A 16528-nucleotide genomic window follows, 5' to 3' on the forward strand; every position below is an offset into this window, starting at 1 on the left:
CCGCTGGGCCGAGCTGCGGCTCTGCCGTCCGGAAACGGCCAACCTGCTGGACCAGGGCGTCATCGCCGCCCTGACCAGCGCCTTGCGCGAGCTGGCCGGACAGGCCGGCCTGCGCGCCATCGTCCTGTCGGCCGAGGGCGACACCTTCTGCGCCGGCATCGACCTGCGCTGGATGCAGGCCGGCGCGCACGCCTCGCCAGCCGACAACCTGCGCTCGGCGGCGACATTGGCGCGCCTGTTCAAGGCGATCCACGACTCGCCCGTCCCCACGATCGCCAAGATCCAGGGCGATGCGCTGAGCGCCGGGCTGGGGTTGGTGGCGGCCTGCGACATCGCCATCTCCAACGATCACGCCCGCTTCCGGACGCGCGAGGTCCGCGTCGGAATCCTGCCGGCGCTGATGAGCCCCTATGTGGTGCAGGCGCTCGGACCCAGGCTGGCGAAATACCTTTTCCTGACGGCCAGGCCCCTGTCGGCCCAGGAAGCGTTGCAGGCGGGCCTGCTGCACCAGATCTGCCCGAGCGGCGAACTGGACGGCCTGGTGGCCAGCTGCGTGGACGACATCGTCCAGGGCAGCCCGGCCTCGCTGCCGGCGACCAAGGCGCTGGTGCAGACCATCGCGCATCGCGCCGTGACCGATCAGGTCGTGGCGGAAACCACCGCCTGCATCGCCGATTTCAGGGCCCGCGGCCAGGCCCAGGCCGGCATCGCCTGCGCCATCGACGGCGTGCTCCCACCTTGGATGGAAGACCATGAATCATCCCGATAGGCGCGCCGAGAACGCGCCCCGCCAGCTGAGCATCGGCTGCGAGATCGGCGGCGCCGCCTGCCGCATCGCGGTCCACGAATGGGGCCGGCCCGACGCCGAACGCGTGGTGCTGTGCCTGCATGCCCTGAACCGCAACGGCCGCGATTTCGATTTCCTGGCTCGCGCGCTGGCGGCGGACCGGCGCGTGCTCTGTCCCGACCTGCCCGGCCGGGGCGACAGCGACCGCCTGGCGGATCCGGCCGACTACAACCACCAGACCTATCTGCGCGTGCTGCACGCGCTGGCGGACTCGGCCGGCTTGCAGGGCCGGCCCGTGGACATCATTGGTACCTCGCTGGGCGGGATCCTGGGCATGATGTATGCCGCGACGCATCCCGACGCGGTGCGCAGCCTGGTGCTCAACGACGTGGGCACGGTCACCGCCGGCGACGTGTTCCTGAAGGCGGCGCGCTCGATCCAGCGCGAGGTGCGCTTTCGCAGCCTGGAGCAGGCGGTGCTCACCTTCAAGATCATGACCGCGTCCTGCGGACCGCTGTCGGACGCCCAGTGGCGCGCCGTCTCCGCCCACATGATCGAGCCTGATGGCGCGGGCGGCTACACGCTGCGCTACGACATCCGCATCGCGGAGCAGCTGTTCCGCGACGCCGGCGCGGACCTGGACCTGTGGCACTGGTATGACCGGATCCGGGCCCGCGTGCTGCTGGTGCGCGGCGCCAATTCCGACGTGCTGACGGAGGAGAACGCCTGCGCCATGGCCGGGCGCGGCCCGCACGCAGAACGTTACACCGTGGCGGGCACGGGGCATTTCCCCATGCTGGTCAAGCAAGACGAAATCAACGCCATCAAACATTTCCTGGGCTGACTCCTCCATGACTCCCCGCCTGTTCGCGCTGACCCTGCTGTCCCTGCTGGCATTCGCCGGCAATTCGCTGCTGTGCCGCATCGCGCTCAAGCAGACGCCGATCGATCCAACCAGTTTCGTCGCCATCCGGCTGCTGTCCGGCGCGCTGATCCTCTGGCTGGTGCTGTATCTGCAGCGACAGTCCCGCAACCTGGAGGGCAGCTGGTTCGGCGCGCTGGCGCTGCTGGCCTATGCGATGACCTTCGCCTTTGCCTATTCCCAGATCCCCGCCGGCACGGGCGCGTTGCTGCTGTTCGCCTCGATCCAGATCAGCATGATCCTGTACGGCCTGGTCATCGGCGAGCGCCTGTCCTTCGTGCAGAGCATCGGCGTGGCCTTCGCGGTCAGCGGGCTGGTCATGCTGATGCTGCCCAGCGTCGGCGCCCCGCCCCTGTTCTACGGTTTCCTGATGATCGTCTCGGGCATCGCCTGGAGCGCCTACTCGGTGGCGGGCCGGGGCTCGCGCAATCCGGCCTCGGCCACCGCCGGCAACTTCATCCGCGCCACGCCGATCGCGCTGGTGCTGTTCTTCCTGCAGTTCCAGGCCTCGCACGTGGACCTGGATCCCACCGGCGTGATCTATGCGGTGGCTTCCGGCGCGGTGACCTCGGGCCTGGGCTACATCCTCTGGTACGCGGCGCTCAAGGAACTGAAGGTGACCCACGCCGCCACCGTGCAGCTGAGCGTGCCGGTGCTGACGGCGTTCGGCGGCGCGCTGTTCCTGGGCGAGGCCGTGACGCAGCTCCTGGTGGCGGCGTCGGCGCTCATCATCCTGGGCGTATCGTTGGTGGTGCTGGTCAAGCGTCGGACCTGAATCCGGCCCGCGACGGGGCCGGTCCCCGCCTGGGCCGGCGCGCCGGCGGGCATCCATCCGCCCGGCGCCAGGGGCGCCGGTGTATGCTGCCTTGCGCCGGGCGTCCGCCCCGCCCGCCCAAGGACCGCCCCATGACCCTGAGCAACGACGCCCGTTTCTGGGACCGCAGCGCGCGCCGATACTCGGCTTCCGCCGTCTCGGATCCGCAAGGCTATGAACGCACGCTGCGGCGCACCGGCGAACTGCTGGCAAAGAGCGACCATGTGCTGGAACTGGGCTGCGGCACCGGCAGCACCGCCCTGCGGCTGGCGGCCGGCGTGGCCAGTTACCTGGGCACGGATTTCTCGCCGGCCATGATCGCGATCGCGCAAGAAAAGCTGGCCGCCGCCCCGGTTGCCGCCCTGTCCTTCCTCGCCGCGACGGCTGATGATGCGGCATTGCGGGCCGGCCAACACGACGCGGTGCTGGCGTTCAACTATCTGCACCTGGTGCGCGACCTGCCCGGCACGCTGCGGCGCATCCACGCCCTGCTGGCCGACGGCGGCCTGTTCATCTCCAAGACGCCATGCCTGGGCGACATGAATCCGTTGATCCGGCTGGCCTTGCTGCCGGCCATGCGCGCCATCGGCAAGGCGCCCTATGCCGGCGCGTTCAGCGCCTCGGCGCTGGAGCGGCAACTGGCCGCCGCCGGGTTCGAGATCCTGGCGACGGAAATCCACGCCGACGGCGGCAGCGACCGGCGGCCGTACATCGTCGCGCGCAAGGGCTGAATGTCCGGCGTCAAACCGGCGTGACCACGCCCCGCCCCGAAAAGTGTCCATCCAGGTTCTGCTGGTAGATCGTGAACTGCGCTTCCACGCTGTCCGGCGACCAGCCGCCCACGTGCGGCGTCAGCAGCAGGTTGTCCAGCGCCAGCAACTCGGCGGGCGGCTCGGGTTCGCTTTCATAGACGTCCAGGCCCGCGCCGGCGATGACGCCGTCGCGCAGCGCGGTGGCCAGCGCCGCCGTGTCGACGATGCTGCCGCGTCCCAGGTTCAGCAGGTATCCCCGCGGACCCAGCGCCCGCAGCAGCGCGGCGTTGACCAGGTGGCGGGTCGAGGCGCCGCCGGGCGCCACGCACAGCAGCACGTCGCACCATTCGGCCATGGCGGTCAGGCTGTCGAAATACTGGTGCGCCGAGCCGGGCTTGGGATTGCGGTTGTGATAACCGATGCGCAGGCCGAAACCCTGCGCACGCGTGGCGATCTTTTCGCCGATGGCGCCCATGCCCAGGATGCCAAGTCGCTTGCCCGACACGCCGGGCGGCACCGGGATCTGCGTGCGCCAGAGGCCGGCGCGGCATTGCTGGTCCAGCTTGCGGAAATTGCGCACGACGGAAATCAACATGCCCATGGCGTGGTCGGCGACGCAGTCGTCATTGGCGCCACGGCCGTTGGTCATGACGATGCCGCGCGCCTTGGCGGCGGCCGCGTCCACCGTTTCGTAGCCGGCGCCCATGCAGGACACCAGCTCCAGCTTGGGCATGGCGGCGATTTCCTCGCCGCTCAGGCCGATGGTGCCGATGGTAAGCACCGCCCGGAACGCATGGCCGCGTTCCTGGATGGCCTGTTTACGCGCCTCGGTGGTGATGGCATAGGTGACGTCGAAGCGCTGCGACAGGATATCGAGATGTTGCTCGGCGATGGGACAGAGGATCAGCAGGGGGATGTTCATTGCGGGTTGCGGCTGCGATTGGATGAGGGCCCGGCCCGCGCGGCGACGGCCGCGCGGGCCGGGCCCCACTATATGCCTCTCCCGCAAATCCGCAACTGCCGCGATCTCAGGCGTGGACGGCGGCGAAATGGCGTTCCAGCTCGGCGTCGGCCCGGCTCCGCGCGCCCGCCAGCGTGTCGCCGCCCGCCGCCGTGCGCTGGACCGAGAAGAAATGGATGGTGCGCAGGCCGATGGTGTTCAGGATGGCGGTCAGGTACGGCGTAAGGAAGTCGGGCTGGCGCGCGGGCTCGGATGCGAAGGATCCGCCGGACGACACCGCGACATACACCGGGCGGTCCGCCAGCACGCCCAGCTTGCCGGTGGGGATGTGCGTGAAGGTCCGGTTCGCTCGCACCACATGGTCGATCCAGGCCTTGAGCGCCGAGGGCACCGTGTAGTTGTGCATGGGCGTGCCGATGACCAGGCAGTCGGCGGACTCCAGCTCGCGTATCAATGTCTCGGAATCGGCCAGCGAGCCGCGCGCCAGGTCGGCGGCGGCTCCAGGGGTGCCCAGCGCGCGGGCATAGTCGCCATCCACGTGGGCGATCGTGCCCTGCCGCAGATGCCGGCCGATGACCTGCGCGCCAGGATGTTGGCGCATGAGCCGGTCGACGATGGCGCGGGACAGGCGCGCGCTTTCCGATCCCTCCAGCCTCGGGCTGCAATCCAGATGCAGGATGCGGTTCATCGCGGCGTCTCCTGTTCCAGGGGCTTGGAGAAGCGCATGGCGCTGGTCAGCAGGCCCTGGCGGAAATAGAAGCGCTGGGCCAGCGCGTTCGACAGGCCGGTATCCAGCACCAGCTTGGCGCAGCCGGCGCGTTGCGCCGATTCCGTCAGCGAGTCGAGCAGCCGGGCGCCCAGGTTGCAGCCACGGCTGGATTCGTGGGTCACCAGGTCGTCCACGTACAGGAAGCTGCCGTAGATGAGGTTCTCGTCCAGCCGGTAGCCGGCCAGCGCCAGCGGCTCGTCGTCGCGCCAGGCGCCGAGCAGGCGATAGCGCTGCGCCGCCATGCGGCGCACGCGCGCGATGAAGTCGGTCGGGTCGGCCAGATGCGGCCGCAGCTGGCGCATGAGGGGGAAGCAGGCGCGCAGTTCGTCTTCGGTGTCCGCGTGGCGTAGTTGCATGTCGTCCAATTGCGTGGATCCTGGTGCGGGCGCTGGCGCTGTGGCCGGCGCGGGTTGGAACAGGTCTCCATGCTAGCGGCCGCATGGCTTATTACATATATCCAAGAATGGTGTTTTGTACTGGGCCATGATGGATTTCCGCCTGAATTCGGGACCGTGACAGGGACTGGGCGCGGCAGGCCCGCCGCATTTTCTGCCTGCACAAGGCGCTGAAATCTGTACGTACAGGTAGTACGTACAAGATGTACACTAGCGCGTCTTTCTTGCCGACAGACGCGCGCATGAACGTCTGCCTGACCGAAAATTCCTCATGGAGACTCCTACCTTGGCAACCGAATCCACCCGTTCCCCATTCTTTGGCACGATGCAGAAAATCCCAGGCGGCCTGATGCTGGTGCCGCTGGTGCTGGGATCCCTGATCGGCACGTTCGCGCCGGACGCGCTGACGATCGGCGGTTTCACCACCGCGCTGTTCAAGAACAGCGCCCTGCCCCTGATCGCCCTGCTGATCTTCGCCACGGGCACCCAGGTCAACACGCGCACCGGCGGCCCGATCCTGGCCACCGCCGGCACCATCCTGCTGATGAAGACGCTGGTCCCGGCCACGCTGATCATCATCCTGGGCAGTTACGTGGGCCTGAACGGCGTGCTGGGCGTGTCGATCCTGGCCATGCTGGCGGCCTTCGACAACAGCAATGGCGGCCTGTGGCTGGCTTACACCGGCCAGTACGGCGACGCGCGCGATCGCGGCGCCTACGTCGCCAGCGCGGTCAATGATGGTCCCTTCTTCAGCCTGCTGTTCCTGGGCGCCTCGGGCCTGGCCGACATTCCGCTGGTCGCTCTGGTGGCGGCGCTGGTGCCGTTCCTGTTGGGCGTGGTGGTCGGCAACCTCGATGCCAAGTGGCGCGACGTGCTCAAGCCCGTGCCGAACATCGTCATCCCCTTCTTCGCTTTCGCCCTGGGCACCGGCATCAACCTGGGCGCGGTCGTCAGCGGCGGCGTCAGCGGCCTGATCCTGGGCCTGATCATCAGTCCCATCACGGGCGGCCTGGTCTACCTGGGCTACCGCTACATCCTGCGCCGCGGCGGCAAGAGCGGCCTGGGCTTCGCGGCCGGCACCACCGCCGGCAACGCCATCGCCACCCCGGCCGTGGTGGCCGCGGCCGATCCCTCGTTCCAGCAATACGTGGGCACCGCCACCGCCCAGGTCGCGGCCTGCGTGCTGATCAGCTCGATCCTGGCGCCGGTGCTGGCGTCGTACTTCCTGAAGCGCGCCGGCGAACTGAAGCCCGTCGCCGGGGACGGTGAGGAAGGCGCCGCCCCGGCCGCGCCCCTGAGCGCGGCGCGCGGAGAAGCGCTGTGAATCCCGTGATCGCCATCGTGTCGGACGACCTGACCGGCTCCGGCGACACCGCGGTGCAATTCGTGCGCGCCGGCTGGAGCACGCACCTGTCCATCGGCGGCGCCGACGAGGCGCTGGCCGGCGACGGCCAGGCCGAGGTGCTGGCGGTCACGACGCACAGCCGCGCCCTGGCCGCCGCCCAGGCCGCCGAGATCGTGCGCGCCAACGTCGAGCGCTTGCGGCAGGCCGGCGTCAGGCGCCTGTACAAGAAGGTCGATTCCACGCTGCGCGGCCCGTTCCTGGCCGAAATCGAGGCGGCCTGCGCCGCCTGGGCGCCGGACGCGATCGCGGTCGTCTGCCCGGCCTTTCCCGCCACCGGCCGGACCGTGTCCGGCGGCGTGCTGCTGGTGAACGGCAAGCCGGTCACCGAGACCTCGGCCGCGACCGACCCGGTCACGCCGGTCACCGAAAGCCATATCCCCACTCTGCTTCAGTGCGCCCATGTCGGCCAGGACGGCCTGGCCTCCGCCGGCGAGCTGGCGGCCCGCATCGAGCGCGCCGGCCGGATCGTCGTGGTCGACGCGGCCGACGAGTCCGAGCTGGAGCGGCTGGCGCAGGCCATCGGCCTGTTGGGCGAGCGCGCGCTGCCGGTCGGCGCGGGCGGCCTGGCCGCGCCGCTGGCCCGGGTCTGGGCCGGCGCGGAACAGGCTGGCACGGTGCTGGTGGTCGTGACTTCCCAACATAGCGCCGCGCGCGCCCAGGCGGCGGCGTTGATCGCCTCCGGCGCGCGTTGCTGGATGCCGGCGCCGGCGCAGCTGGCCGACGCCGACGGATGGCGCGCCTGGAGCGCCGCCCTGCTCGACGCGCCCGCCGACAAGGGCGGCGTGGCGCTGCTGCTGGCGCCCGAAGGCCATGCGGACGGACTCGACGCCGACATGGTGGCGCGCCGGCTGGGCGGCCTGGCGGCCGCCTGGATCCGGCATCGTGGCGCGGCCGGCGTGGTCGCCACCGGCGGCGATGGCGCCCGCGAGGTGCTGCGCGCGCTGGACGCGGGCGGCATCGCGCTGGCCGATGAAGTCATGGGCGGCGTGCCCCTGGGCACGCTGACCGGGGGCCAGGCCGCCGGCCTGCCCATCGTGACCAAGGCCGGCGGCTTTGGCACGGAAGATGTATTGGTTCGCGCCGTGCGCGCGATCCGCGAACGGAGATTCAAGCAATGACTCAGAGCAATTCCCGCAACCTGCCGCTGCTGGCCGTCACGCTGGGCGACGTCGCCGGCATCGGTCCGGAGATCACCGCCAAGATGCTGATGGGCCACGAGGCCCTGCGCGCCAAGGCGCGGCTGGTCGTGGTCGGCGACGCGGCCGTGATGGCCAATGCGGTGCGCGGCCTGGGCGGCGATCCGTCCATCGTGCGCACGGTGGCGCGTCCGGCCGACGCGACCAACGCGCCCGGCACCATCGAGGTGGTGCAGGCCGGCCCGTCGCTGGCGCACGTCAAGTTGGGCGAGATCAGCGCCGAGGCCGGCGACGGCTCGGTGCGCTTCGTCACCACCGCGTGTGCGCTGGCGCGCGCCGGCGAGGTCGACGCGATCGTCACCGCGCCGCTGAACAAGGCCGCGATGCACGCCGCCGGCCACAAGTGGCCCGGCCACACCGAGCTGCTGGCGCATGAGTTCGGCGTCAAGACTTTCTCGCTGGTGCTGTCCGCCGGCGACCTGTACGTGTTCCATGCGACCACCCACGTGTCGCTGCGCCAGGCCATCGAGGACGTGAATCCGGCGCGCATGCGCGCCGTGCTGCGCCTGGCCGGCGCCTTCGCCAAGGCGCTGGGCCGTGGCGACAAGCCGGTGGCCGTGGCCGGCCTGAATCCGCACGCGGGCGAGAACGGCATCTTCGGCAGCGAGGACGCCGACATCCTGGCGCCGGCGGTGGCCGAGGCCAATGCCGCCGGCATTCTGGCGGCCGGCCCGATTCCGGCCGACGCGCTGTTCCCGCAGGCCGTGCGCGGCAAGTGGGAATTCGTGATCGCCTGCTATCACGACCAGGGGCATGCGCCCTTCAAGTCGGTCTATGGCGACGACGGCGTGAACATCACGGTCGGCCTGCCGGTAGTGCGGGTGTCGGTGGACCACGGCACCGCCTTCGACATCGCCGGCAAGGGCATCGCGCGCGAGGACAGCCTGGTGCTGGCCGCCGAGCGCGCCGCCAACCTGGCCCCCGGCTGGTCGCATGTATGGGAAACTGCGCGGGCACAAACAGGAGGTTGATTTCCATGGCGCCCGCCCAGGCCGATGCCGGCCCCGTACTAGACCGCTCAGGCGACGTGCCGCTGCACGCCCAGATGGCCGCGCAGCTGCGCGGCGCGATCCTCGATGGCCGCGCACCGGCCGGCACCGCCTTGCCCAGCGAGGCGGCGCTGTGCGAACGCTACGGCGTCGCCCGCAGCGTGGTGCGGCAAGCGCTGGCCTCGCTGGCGGCCGAGGGCCTGATCCAGCGCGAGACGGGACGCCCGGCCGTGGTCGCCGTGCCGCAGCAGCATCGCCGGCTGGTGCAGCGTTCCACCGGCTTTCATCAGCAGCTGGCGCAGAGCGGCGTGGCGCTGGCGACCCGCGTGCTGGGCCTGGAGCCGGCCGACGCGCCGGCCGAGGTCGCCGCGTTCTTCGGCACCGGCCAGCTGTTGCGCCTGGAACGCCTGCGCCATGTCGACGGCACGCCGCTGGCCTATGTGCGCACCTGGCTGCCCGCCGCCCGGCTGCCCGGGTTGAGCGCGGCGCAGCTGGAGAACGCGTCGCTGCACGCCGTGCTGCAACAGCGCTACGGCCTGCAGCCGCATAGCGGCCGCAACCGCATCCGCGCCGTGGCCGCCGACCGGACCCAGGCCGGTTTGCTCGACGCAAAACCCGGCAGCCCGCTGCTGATGCTGGAAGGCCAGGGTCTGGACCAGCACGGCCGCCCCATGGAATGGTTCACCACCTGGCATCGCGGCGACCAGCTGGTGTTCGACGTGGACGTCAACGACACCCACGAAAGCGTGCAGCCGCGCCTGCGCGACGAACCAGTCGTGCCGGAGCCCGGACAGGCCGCGGCCGCGTCCGGCAACGGGGAAGATCCGTTGGCGCGGGCTCAGGCGCTGGTGCAGGCGCTGTCCGCCGAACTGGAACGCCTGCGAGCGGCCCGCTGAGCAGGAAATCCCCGGCGCGTCGCGCGCCAAGTCGTGGATAATCCATCCAGCGCGGCGCGGTGTCGCCATGTTCGGTCCACCGCCAGTCGCGCCCTGCCCCCGCCTGGAGAACCTTCCGATGATGCGCCGTTTCGCCGCGATGTCCGCCGCCCTGTGCCTGCTGGCCCTGTCCTCGTCCGTGCTGGCCGGCTCGGCGCCCGCCGAGCTGTCCTGTGTTTCCGAGAGCGGCAAGGTCACGATCAAAGGTCAGATCCCATCGCCTTCGTCCGAGGAAATGGCGCTGACGCTGGACTACATGAAGACCCGGCTGACGTTCAATTCCAACAAGACGTCCGGCCATGTCGTCGAGAATTTCCCCGTGGGCGTGTTCACGCTGGTGATTCCCAGCGAGCCCGTGGCGCTGACGCTGTATGCGCTGCCCGCGTCCATCACGGTCAAGATGCAGCCCAATGGCGACATGGCGGGCAAGTTCCAGGCCAAGCTGCTGGGTCCGCGTCCGGGCGCGCGCGCCGACGGCGACCTGCCGCTGAAGGCGAACATGAGCTGCGACTACCGTTACAGCCTGTAAGGGGATCGAGACATGGACGGCCATTCGGATATCCGCCATGGCGGCTGCCTGTGCGGCGCGATCCGCTTCGAGGCCGTTGGGCAGCCGGGCAATCCCCATGCCTGTTCCTGCGAGTCCTGCCGCCGCCACACCGGCGCGCCCAGCGTCGGCTGGGTGGAGTATCCCAGCGCGATGCTGCGCTGGACCGGCCCGGGCGGCGCGCCGGCCGTCTATCGTTCATCGGACTATTCCAGCCGCGCCTTTTGCCCGCATTGCGGCAGTTCGCTGGGCGCGATCGACGATGCGCCGACGGTGGCCTTGCTGATCGGTGCTTTCGACGAGCACCGGGATCCGGCATTGCGGCCGGACGGCCATTCCTTCGAGGACGGGCGGCCGGCGTGGTGGCCGGATGGCGCGGGAACGGCCGGCTGAGTCTGGCCGTGTCCGGGTTTCGGCGGCGGCGAGACATACAACCCGCTTGCAAGGCAACTGGCCTGCGCCTAGTTCTTGCCGTTTCCGGCGCCAGCCCCAATCCATTGCAGGAATTGATTCAGCGGCATCTTTATGCCGTTGACGTCGACCTGCTCCCCCGTGACGGACACCGATGACCGGATCGTGTCATTCTCGATCTTCAACACGCCCATGGCGGTCCCCAATGCCACGACCGCCTCGACCTTGGGCCTGACGAGTTCGCGGGTCTGGTCAGGCGGCAAGCCAAGGAATCTTCCCCAGAAGACCAGCAGTTCCAGCGTGCCGGCCTGGGACAGCTCGAATTGGGCGTGCAGCTTGCGCAGCCTTGCCAGGCCCGCCGAGCCGGGCGCCGCAGCCTCCTGCTTGAGCAGTTCCATGTCCAGGTTGACGTTCGAGACGCCGGCTGCCGAGCGCAGCTGTAGCGGCGTCAGGGACACGTGGGCGCTGCCCATCAGCAGTTGATCAAAGCTGATCGCCAGTTCAGCGAGATCGTTTGACGAGAATACCGGGAGGCCTCCCACGCCGCCGCCTTGCCATGCGCGAACGTACACCAGAAGATTGATGAAACCGAACGCGGAAAGCGCATCGGCATCCAGATTCTTCAGGTCCATGGCGAGCCTTGCCGCGGCGACGTCCTGTTTCCAGGCGTTGATCATGCCGAGGTCCAGCGTGGTCTTCAGATCCAGACCCGAGTCGGTCTCGATGAGGTTGAGCGCCACCGAAGTTTCCTGGACGCTTATCGGAGGCTGGGCGGCGTATGTCATTGCCAGCTTCTTGAACGCCAGCTTCTGATCTGACAGAAGGATGTTGTTCTTGCCTGGCTTGCGTCGAAGCGTGAAAGCGGCTCCCTGCAAAGCCATGCCGGTCAGGCCGTTCGTCTTTGGCGTCTGGTCCAGCGTCAAGCTGTCAAACTGGCCCGAGAATTCACTGGCCTTGGTATCGTGCTCCAGACTCCCGTATGCGGTCATCCCGGAAAACGTCATCGTGGCGCCGTCCTTGACGAAGGTCATCGGGGCAAATTCATATGTACCTTCGCGTTTCTTGTCGTAGCTGACGCGGAACGTGCCCTTCAAAGGTGTCACGTCCTGGGTCGCAGCGAACCACGCTGCGACCTTCGGCGTCTCTTGAAGCTCGTATCGCCCCGCCGCCATGGCTGGCCTGAAGTCTCCCGCCGCCAGCCTTCGAAAGGGAAAGGGGCCATGATCGGCCTGTTCCACGAATTCAATTTCCCTGGTTTCCTCGCCAAGTATCGAGATCTGCATGCGAAAGCGGGTCTTGAGCGAAAACACGCCGCGCTCGAGCGAAATCAACTCGGTGACGATCGAGAAGCCCGTGCTTTCGCCGAGCGCCTTCGCTTGCGCATTGTCCTGTTCCAGCGATTCCCGGAGCAAGGCTTCGGCCATCTTCCCCGAGTACCAGGCCGCGCCCGTCCATGCCGCGCCCAGCGCCAGGACACCACCCGCAATCACCGCCTTCTTCATGACACCCTAACGGTTCAAACATCAATGAAATGATCGTGCATGGGCAAAGGCGCCCGTGACTCACCGCGTGACCGCCTGCTCCAGCCGCAGGCCCTGCCGCGTCGCGTCCAGCGTGACCCGCGCGCCCAGCGGCAGCGTCAGGTTCGGATCGCCGTGGCCGCTGGGCCAGCCGGCCAGCACGGGTATGCCCAGCGGGCCGAAGCGCTCGCGCAGCAGCGGATGGAACGCGTACTGGAACTGCGCATCGTCGCGCGCGCCGGAGCGCGTGAAATTCCCCGCCAGCACGCCCTTGACCGACTCGAACTTGCCCGCCGCCGCCAGCTGCGACAGCATGCGGTCCACGCGCGGCACGGCTTCGTTGACGTCCTCGATGAACAGGATGGCATCGCGGGTGTCGATCTCGTGGCGCGAGCCTTGCAAGGCGCAGATCAGCGCCAGGTTGCCGCCCGCCAGCCGGCCGGTGGCCGTGCCGGGCATCAGCGTCGTCGGCAAGGCGTAGTCCGGCGCGCCGATCCAGGCGCCCTGCCCCATCTGGCCGCCGACCATGGCGTAGAGGGCGGACTCGGTGGGTTCCTCGCGCCCGTTCAGCAGATCCTGCGCCAGCATCGGGCCATGGAAGGTCACGAAGCCCGCATGGCGCTGGATGGCGAGATGCAGCGCCGTGATGTCGCTATAGCCGATGAAGGGCTTGGCGTGGCGGCGCAGCAGGTCGTAGTCCAGCAGGTCCAGCAGGCGCCAGGAGCCGAAGCCGCCCTGCAGGCACCAGACGGCATCGATATCGGCGGACGTGAAGGCCGCGTGCAGGTCGGCCGCGCGCTCGGCGTCCGTGCCGGCCAGATAGTCGAAAGGCGTGTCCAGGCGGCTGCGAGCGGCCGGCATGACGCGCGGTTGATAGCCGCGCGACAGCAGCCAGTCGGCGGCATCGTCCGCGGCATTCGGCGCGGCCGACGCGGGCGCGACGATGGCCACGCGGCCGCCAGGCCGCAGCGGCGGCACGGGCGCGCCCTGCGCGGGCATGGCCGCTTGCGCGCCGCCGGACGACCGCGGCGCGACGCCACGCCGTGTCGCGCAGCCGCCCAGGGTCAGCGCGGCCAGTCCGAGCATGCCGGCCTGCTTGAGAAAACCTCGGCGCGCTGGCGGGATGGAATCGTGCGGCATTGGTCGGCGTGCTCCTTGGGTATATCGCCTGCTTGACGGGTAGAGCCGGCCTCAGAAGCGCTCGTAGTCCAGGCGCGCGCGCCACTGGCCGGCGGGCAGCCCGGCGAGCGGCAGGCGACCGATGCGGATGCGGCGCAAGGCCCGCAGTTCCAGCCCGGCGGCGTCGCAGGCGTATTCGATGAAGCCCGGCGCGGGCGTCTTGAGCGCGAAACGCAGCCGGGTTTCATTCTGCCAGCTGACCTGCATCGGCGAGGCCGGCCGGCCGTCGTAAGGCAGGCCCCGGCGCAGCCAGGCGAGTCCTTCCGCGTCCAGGCTGCCGCTGACCTCGGCGATGTATTCCTGTTCGACCAGGCGGGCTTCTTCCTGCAGCTTGCGCGCCACCGGGTATTCCTGTGTATAGACCACCAGGCCGCTGGCGGCGCGCTCCAGCGGCGTCACCAGGCGCAGTCCGGCCAGCAGGCGCTTGAGGTAGCGCTGCGGCGAGCGGTCGCCCTCCATGCGATTGGCGGGCACGATCAGGTCGCGGGCCGAGCCGGGTTCGTCGTTGGCATACACGCCCGCGGGCTTGTGGACCAGGATGGTCACCGGCCGCAGCGTCTCCAGGCGCGCGCCGGGCAACAGGCTGATCGTCTGGCTCGGGCCGACCCGGAATCCGGGCTCTTCGACCACCTGTCCGTCCACCGCGATCCAGCCGCCTTCGATATAGCGTTCGGCGTCGGCGCGCGAGCACGATTGCTGGATCGCGACGCGCTTGGCCAGGCGCTCGCTGCCGTCGGCCGCTTTGTGGTCGGCGCTCATTGCTGCGGCCTCGCCGTCGGGAAATCAATGGAATGGGCGCTGAGGTGCGCGGCGGCACTCGCGATGGCAGGCGCGAGGCCATGCGCGGTGAACGAAGCGCTGGTGGGCCGGAGTTCGGCGGGCAAAGGCATCATGGCTTAAGGCTGACTGCTGAAAGACGGGCGCGCGGATCGCGGCAAGGGCTGGCGCGGCGGCCAGGGGCGCTTGCGGCTTGCGCGGCTGCAAGTGCCGGATGTTACGCCTTTTCCATGCGTCGGACGGCTGCCGGGGCGTTTGCCAAAGCAAGCCCGAAGGACTATAAGACCTCAACTTAAATTCAGGTCAGTTCATCATGGCAAAGGTAGTGGCGATCGACTACACGCGGTCGTTGTCCGTCGGCGAAGTGGCCAAGCGCAGCGGCGTGGCCGTGTCCACGATCCACTTCTACGAATCCAAGGGCCTGATCAAGGCGACCCGCAGCGAAGGCAACCAGCGGCGCTTTTCCGGCATCGTGCTGCGCTACATCGCCATCATCAAGGTCGCGCAGCGCACCGGCATACCGCTGGACGAGATCCGCGCCGCGCTGGGCGAGCTGCCGCCGGACAGCAAGCTGACAGCGGCACAGTGGAAAAGCCTGTCGGAGCGGTGGCGCCAGACGCTGGACGAACGCATCAAGCGGCTGACCCGCCTGCGCGATGAACTGGACAACTGCATCGGCTGCGGCTGCCTGTCGCTGCAGGACTGTCCGCTGCGCAATCCGAACGACGCGCTCGCCGCCGAAGGGCCGGGGCCGCGCATTCTTGAGCGGCCTTGAGCGTTCCAGCACGACTTCGGGCGTCTCCGAACATCTTTGAACACCTTGAACGGTCACGCCGCGGCGCCTGATGATAGCGTTCGGCAATCCTTGGTCCGCTCCAGCTCTCGACTTGTCCGCATCCCTGGCTCAGTCGCTCCCCTGCCCCGTCGTCGCGCCTGAAACGGCCGGCGCCGGTGTGGTCAGCATCATCAGATGCCGGGTCAGCGCGGCCAGTTGCCCATCCTGCTCCCGAATCCGGGCCTGCAGCTCAGCCGCCTGAGTCTCCGCCGCGCTGCGCAACTGTTCCAGGTTCTCTGCCCGCGCCCTCGCACTCCCGGCCGCCTGCTCCGCCGCCGAGCGCGCCGTGACCAGCTCCGCCTCCAGCCGAGTCAACCGCGCTGCCAGCTCGGCAAACCGGGCCTGGGCCTCGCGATCCGCCGTCTGCAGGCGTTCGCCAGCGCGCGCCAGTTCGGTCTCCAGCGCGGCCGCCTTGCGCTGTCCCCCCGCGACGGCCTCGTCGAGCTTGGATTGCAGGCGCTTGGCGGCGCTGCGTTCCGCGTCCAGTTCATTGAGCCAGCGGCGTTCATGCGCGGCGTGGCGGGATTCGAGCGCGGATTGGGCCTGCGCATGCGCGTCGCGGGCTTGTTCCGCCTGCGCCTGCAGCGCCTGTTCCGCCGCGCGGGACTCGGCCAGCTGGGCCTGAGCCGCGTCCCACTGGGCATCGCGCTGGCGCAGCTGCGCCTCGGCCGCGCGCAGACGCGACTCGGCCGCTTCGAGCTGCGTGCCGGCCACGGCCAGGCTGAGCCGCATGTCGTCTTCCCGCGCCGCCAGCGCCTGGGCATGCTGGCGCAGGCGTTCGGCTTCGTCGGCATTGGTCTGCCGTTGCGCCGCCAGTTCCGCTTGCGCGTCGCGCTGGGCGGCGGCCTGTTCCGCGCGCGCCAGCTCCTGGGCGACGTCCCATAGACGCGCCGCCGCCTGTGCGACCGGATCGGGCACGACCTCCTGGCTGGCGAAGGCGCGAGGATCGCGGATCCGCGCGCCCAGCGCCTTGAACCAGGTCTCCAGATAGGGGCTGACGGTGTTGGGCGAGCCCCGGCCGATCTTCTGCCGCACTCTTTCGATGGTGGGGCGCGCGCCTTCCAGCAACAGCGCGTCCGCCGCCGTCCAGACGTCTGATTCCGTGATTCCGGTGGCCATATCGATCCCGTTCGGTGCTTTTGCCTTGCGCAGGCCTGGAATTACTCACGATAATGGAAGCTTATCGTGAGTAATTCGGTATTTGTGTTAGATATCAAACACAATACATATTAAATAATACATAAGCAAGGTTTTCGCCCAATTCCAGGCCGGAAATCGCCTCGCAGACACGAAACCGCGCCCGATCCATGCAACTGAAATCCTTGCCCGCCCTG

18 protein-coding genes are annotated in these 16528 nt (G+C 69.1%); 11 read left to right on the top strand and 7 right to left on the bottom strand.

The window, feature by feature from the left end; genetic code table 11:
* The 4 genes from KDH83_RS22610 to KDH83_RS22625 form a co-directional block, all read left to right on the top strand.
* On the top strand, positions 1-769 hold a 769-nt coding region (locus KDH83_RS22610; protein ID WP_212320042.1), incomplete at its 5' end, for an enoyl-CoA hydratase-related protein.
* Positions 753-1631: an alpha/beta hydrolase gene (locus KDH83_RS22615; protein WP_212320044.1), complete on the top strand. Its 879-nt coding sequence runs from the start codon at positions 753-755 to the stop codon at positions 1629-1631. The genes KDH83_RS22610 and KDH83_RS22615, both read left to right, overlap by 17 nt.
* A gap of 7 nt (positions 1632-1638) precedes the next feature.
* Entirely contained in the window at positions 1639-2484 is an 846-nt protein-coding gene (locus tag KDH83_RS22620) for a DMT family transporter (protein WP_212320046.1), read from the top strand.
* A gap of 131 nt (positions 2485-2615) precedes the next feature.
* Positions 2616-3254, top strand: a complete 639-nt coding sequence (locus KDH83_RS22625; RefSeq protein WP_212320048.1) for a class I SAM-dependent methyltransferase — start codon at positions 2616-2618, stop codon at positions 3252-3254.
* Positions 3255-3264: 10 nt separating this feature from the next.
* Here KDH83_RS22625 and KDH83_RS22630 read toward each other — a convergent pair whose 3' ends face one another.
* The 3 genes from KDH83_RS22630 to KDH83_RS22640 form a co-directional block, all read right to left on the bottom strand.
* Positions 3265-4197, bottom strand: coding sequence for a 2-hydroxyacid dehydrogenase (locus KDH83_RS22630; RefSeq protein ID WP_212320050.1), 933 nt, complete (start codon positions 4195-4197; stop codon positions 3265-3267).
* 106 nt (positions 4198-4303) lie between these two features.
* Complete coding sequence (locus KDH83_RS22635; protein ID WP_212320053.1) at positions 4304-4924, bottom strand: NAD(P)H-dependent oxidoreductase; 621 nt, start codon at positions 4922-4924, stop codon at positions 4304-4306.
* Positions 4921-5361, bottom strand: a complete 441-nt coding sequence (locus KDH83_RS22640; protein WP_212320055.1) for a GNAT family N-acetyltransferase — start codon at positions 5359-5361, stop codon at positions 4921-4923. The genes KDH83_RS22635 and KDH83_RS22640 overlap by 4 nt, the downstream gene beginning before the upstream one ends.
* A 325-nt stretch (positions 5362-5686) precedes the next feature.
* Between KDH83_RS22640 and KDH83_RS22645 the strand changes: the two genes are divergently transcribed.
* The 6 genes from KDH83_RS22645 to KDH83_RS22670 all read left to right on the top strand — a co-directional run bounded on the left by KDH83_RS22645 (position 5687) and on the right by KDH83_RS22670 (position 10865).
* On the top strand, positions 5687-6724 hold the full coding sequence (locus KDH83_RS22645) for a 2-keto-3-deoxygluconate permease (protein WP_212320057.1): 1038 nt from the start codon (positions 5687-5689) through the stop codon (positions 6722-6724).
* On the top strand, positions 6721-7923 hold the full coding sequence (dtnK, locus tag KDH83_RS22650; protein ID WP_212320059.1) for a D-threonate kinase: 1203 nt from the start codon (positions 6721-6723) through the stop codon (positions 7921-7923). Before KDH83_RS22645 ends, dtnK begins: the two co-directional genes overlap by 4 nt.
* The gene (gene pdxA, locus KDH83_RS22655; RefSeq protein ID WP_212320061.1) at positions 7920-8972 is read left to right on the top strand and encodes a 4-hydroxythreonine-4-phosphate dehydrogenase PdxA; all 1053 of its coding nucleotides are present in this window, start codon (positions 7920-7922) and stop codon (positions 8970-8972) included. The genes dtnK and pdxA overlap by 4 nt, the downstream gene beginning before the upstream one ends.
* A gap of 5 nt (positions 8973-8977) precedes the next feature.
* Positions 8978-9886: a GntR family transcriptional regulator gene (locus KDH83_RS22660; protein WP_212320063.1), complete on the top strand. Its 909-nt coding sequence runs from the start codon at positions 8978-8980 to the stop codon at positions 9884-9886.
* 118 nt (positions 9887-10004) lie between these two features.
* Positions 10005-10454, top strand: coding sequence for a hypothetical protein (locus KDH83_RS22665; protein WP_249205281.1), 450 nt, complete (start codon positions 10005-10007; stop codon positions 10452-10454).
* A gap of 12 nt (positions 10455-10466) precedes the next feature.
* Positions 10467-10865 (top strand): GFA family protein, encoded by a 399-nt coding sequence (locus tag KDH83_RS22670; RefSeq protein ID WP_212320065.1) that lies wholly within the window; start codon positions 10467-10469, stop codon positions 10863-10865.
* 68 nt (positions 10866-10933) lie between these two features.
* Here KDH83_RS22670 and KDH83_RS22675 read toward each other — a convergent pair whose 3' ends face one another.
* From KDH83_RS22675 to KDH83_RS22685, 3 genes are all read right to left on the bottom strand, one after another.
* Positions 10934-12385, bottom strand: coding sequence for a YdgA family protein (locus KDH83_RS22675; protein WP_212320067.1), 1452 nt, complete (start codon positions 12383-12385; stop codon positions 10934-10936).
* 60 nt (positions 12386-12445) lie between these two features.
* Entirely contained in the window at positions 12446-13381 is a 936-nt protein-coding gene (locus KDH83_RS22680; protein WP_212320077.1) for an LD-carboxypeptidase, read from the bottom strand.
* Between the two features lie 213 nt (positions 13382-13594).
* The gene (locus KDH83_RS22685) at positions 13595-14341 is read right to left on the bottom strand and encodes an RNA pseudouridine synthase (RefSeq protein WP_212320069.1); all 747 of its coding nucleotides are present in this window, start codon (positions 14339-14341) and stop codon (positions 13595-13597) included.
* Positions 14342-14672: 331 nt separating this feature from the next.
* Between KDH83_RS22685 and soxR the strand changes: the two genes are divergently transcribed.
* Complete coding sequence (gene soxR, locus KDH83_RS22690; protein ID WP_212320071.1) at positions 14673-15134, top strand: redox-sensitive transcriptional activator SoxR; 462 nt, start codon at positions 14673-14675, stop codon at positions 15132-15134.
* A gap of 129 nt (positions 15135-15263) precedes the next feature.
* Here the strand turns inward: soxR and KDH83_RS22695 are convergent, their stop codons facing one another.
* Positions 15264-16313 (bottom strand): DNA-binding protein, encoded by a 1050-nt coding sequence (locus KDH83_RS22695; protein WP_212320073.1) that lies wholly within the window; start codon positions 16311-16313, stop codon positions 15264-15266.
* Positions 16314-16528: the final 215 nt, after the last annotated feature.

Origin of the sequence: Achromobacter sp. Marseille-Q0513 (assembly GCF_018195695.1) — a bacterium.
Lineage (GTDB): Bacteria > Pseudomonadota > Gammaproteobacteria > Burkholderiales > Burkholderiaceae_B > Achromobacter.

What these genes read in the sequence shown, in the direction of transcription:
- KDH83_RS22615 (WP_212320044.1), top strand. Translation starts at nt 753, where the DNA reads ATGAATCATCCCGATAGGCGCGCCGAGAACGCGCCCCGCCAGCTGAGC.
- KDH83_RS22620 (WP_212320046.1), top strand. Translation starts at nt 1,639, where the DNA reads ATGACTCCCCGCCTGTTCGCGCTGACCCTGCTGTCCCTGCTGGCATTC.
- KDH83_RS22625 (WP_212320048.1), top strand. Translation starts at nt 2,616, where the DNA reads ATGACCCTGAGCAACGACGCCCGTTTCTGGGACCGCAGCGCGCGCCGA.
- KDH83_RS22630 (WP_212320050.1), bottom strand. Translation starts at nt 4,197, where the DNA reads ATGAACATCCCCCTGCTGATCCTCTGTCCCATCGCCGAGCAACATCTC.
- KDH83_RS22635 (WP_212320053.1), bottom strand. Translation starts at nt 4,924, where the DNA reads ATGAACCGCATCCTGCATCTGGATTGCAGCCCGAGGCTGGAGGGATCG.
- KDH83_RS22640 (WP_212320055.1), bottom strand. Translation starts at nt 5,361, where the DNA reads ATGCAACTACGCCACGCGGACACCGAAGACGAACTGCGCGCCTGCTTC.
- pdxA (WP_212320061.1), top strand. Translation starts at nt 7,920, where the DNA reads ATGACTCAGAGCAATTCCCGCAACCTGCCGCTGCTGGCCGTCACGCTG.
- KDH83_RS22660 (WP_212320063.1), top strand. Translation starts at nt 8,978, where the DNA reads ATGGCGCCCGCCCAGGCCGATGCCGGCCCCGTACTAGACCGCTCAGGC.
- KDH83_RS22665 (WP_249205281.1), top strand. Translation starts at nt 10,005, where the DNA reads ATGATGCGCCGTTTCGCCGCGATGTCCGCCGCCCTGTGCCTGCTGGCC.
- KDH83_RS22670 (WP_212320065.1), top strand. Translation starts at nt 10,467, where the DNA reads ATGGACGGCCATTCGGATATCCGCCATGGCGGCTGCCTGTGCGGCGCG.
- KDH83_RS22675 (WP_212320067.1), bottom strand. Translation starts at nt 12,385, where the DNA reads ATGAAGAAGGCGGTGATTGCGGGTGGTGTCCTGGCGCTGGGCGCGGCA.
- KDH83_RS22685 (WP_212320069.1), bottom strand. Translation starts at nt 14,341, where the DNA reads ATGAGCGCCGACCACAAAGCGGCCGACGGCAGCGAGCGCCTGGCCAAG.
- soxR (WP_212320071.1), top strand. Translation starts at nt 14,673, where the DNA reads ATGGCAAAGGTAGTGGCGATCGACTACACGCGGTCGTTGTCCGTCGGC.
- KDH83_RS22695 (WP_212320073.1), bottom strand. Translation starts at nt 16,313, where the DNA reads ATGGCCACCGGAATCACGGAATCAGACGTCTGGACGGCGGCGGACGCG.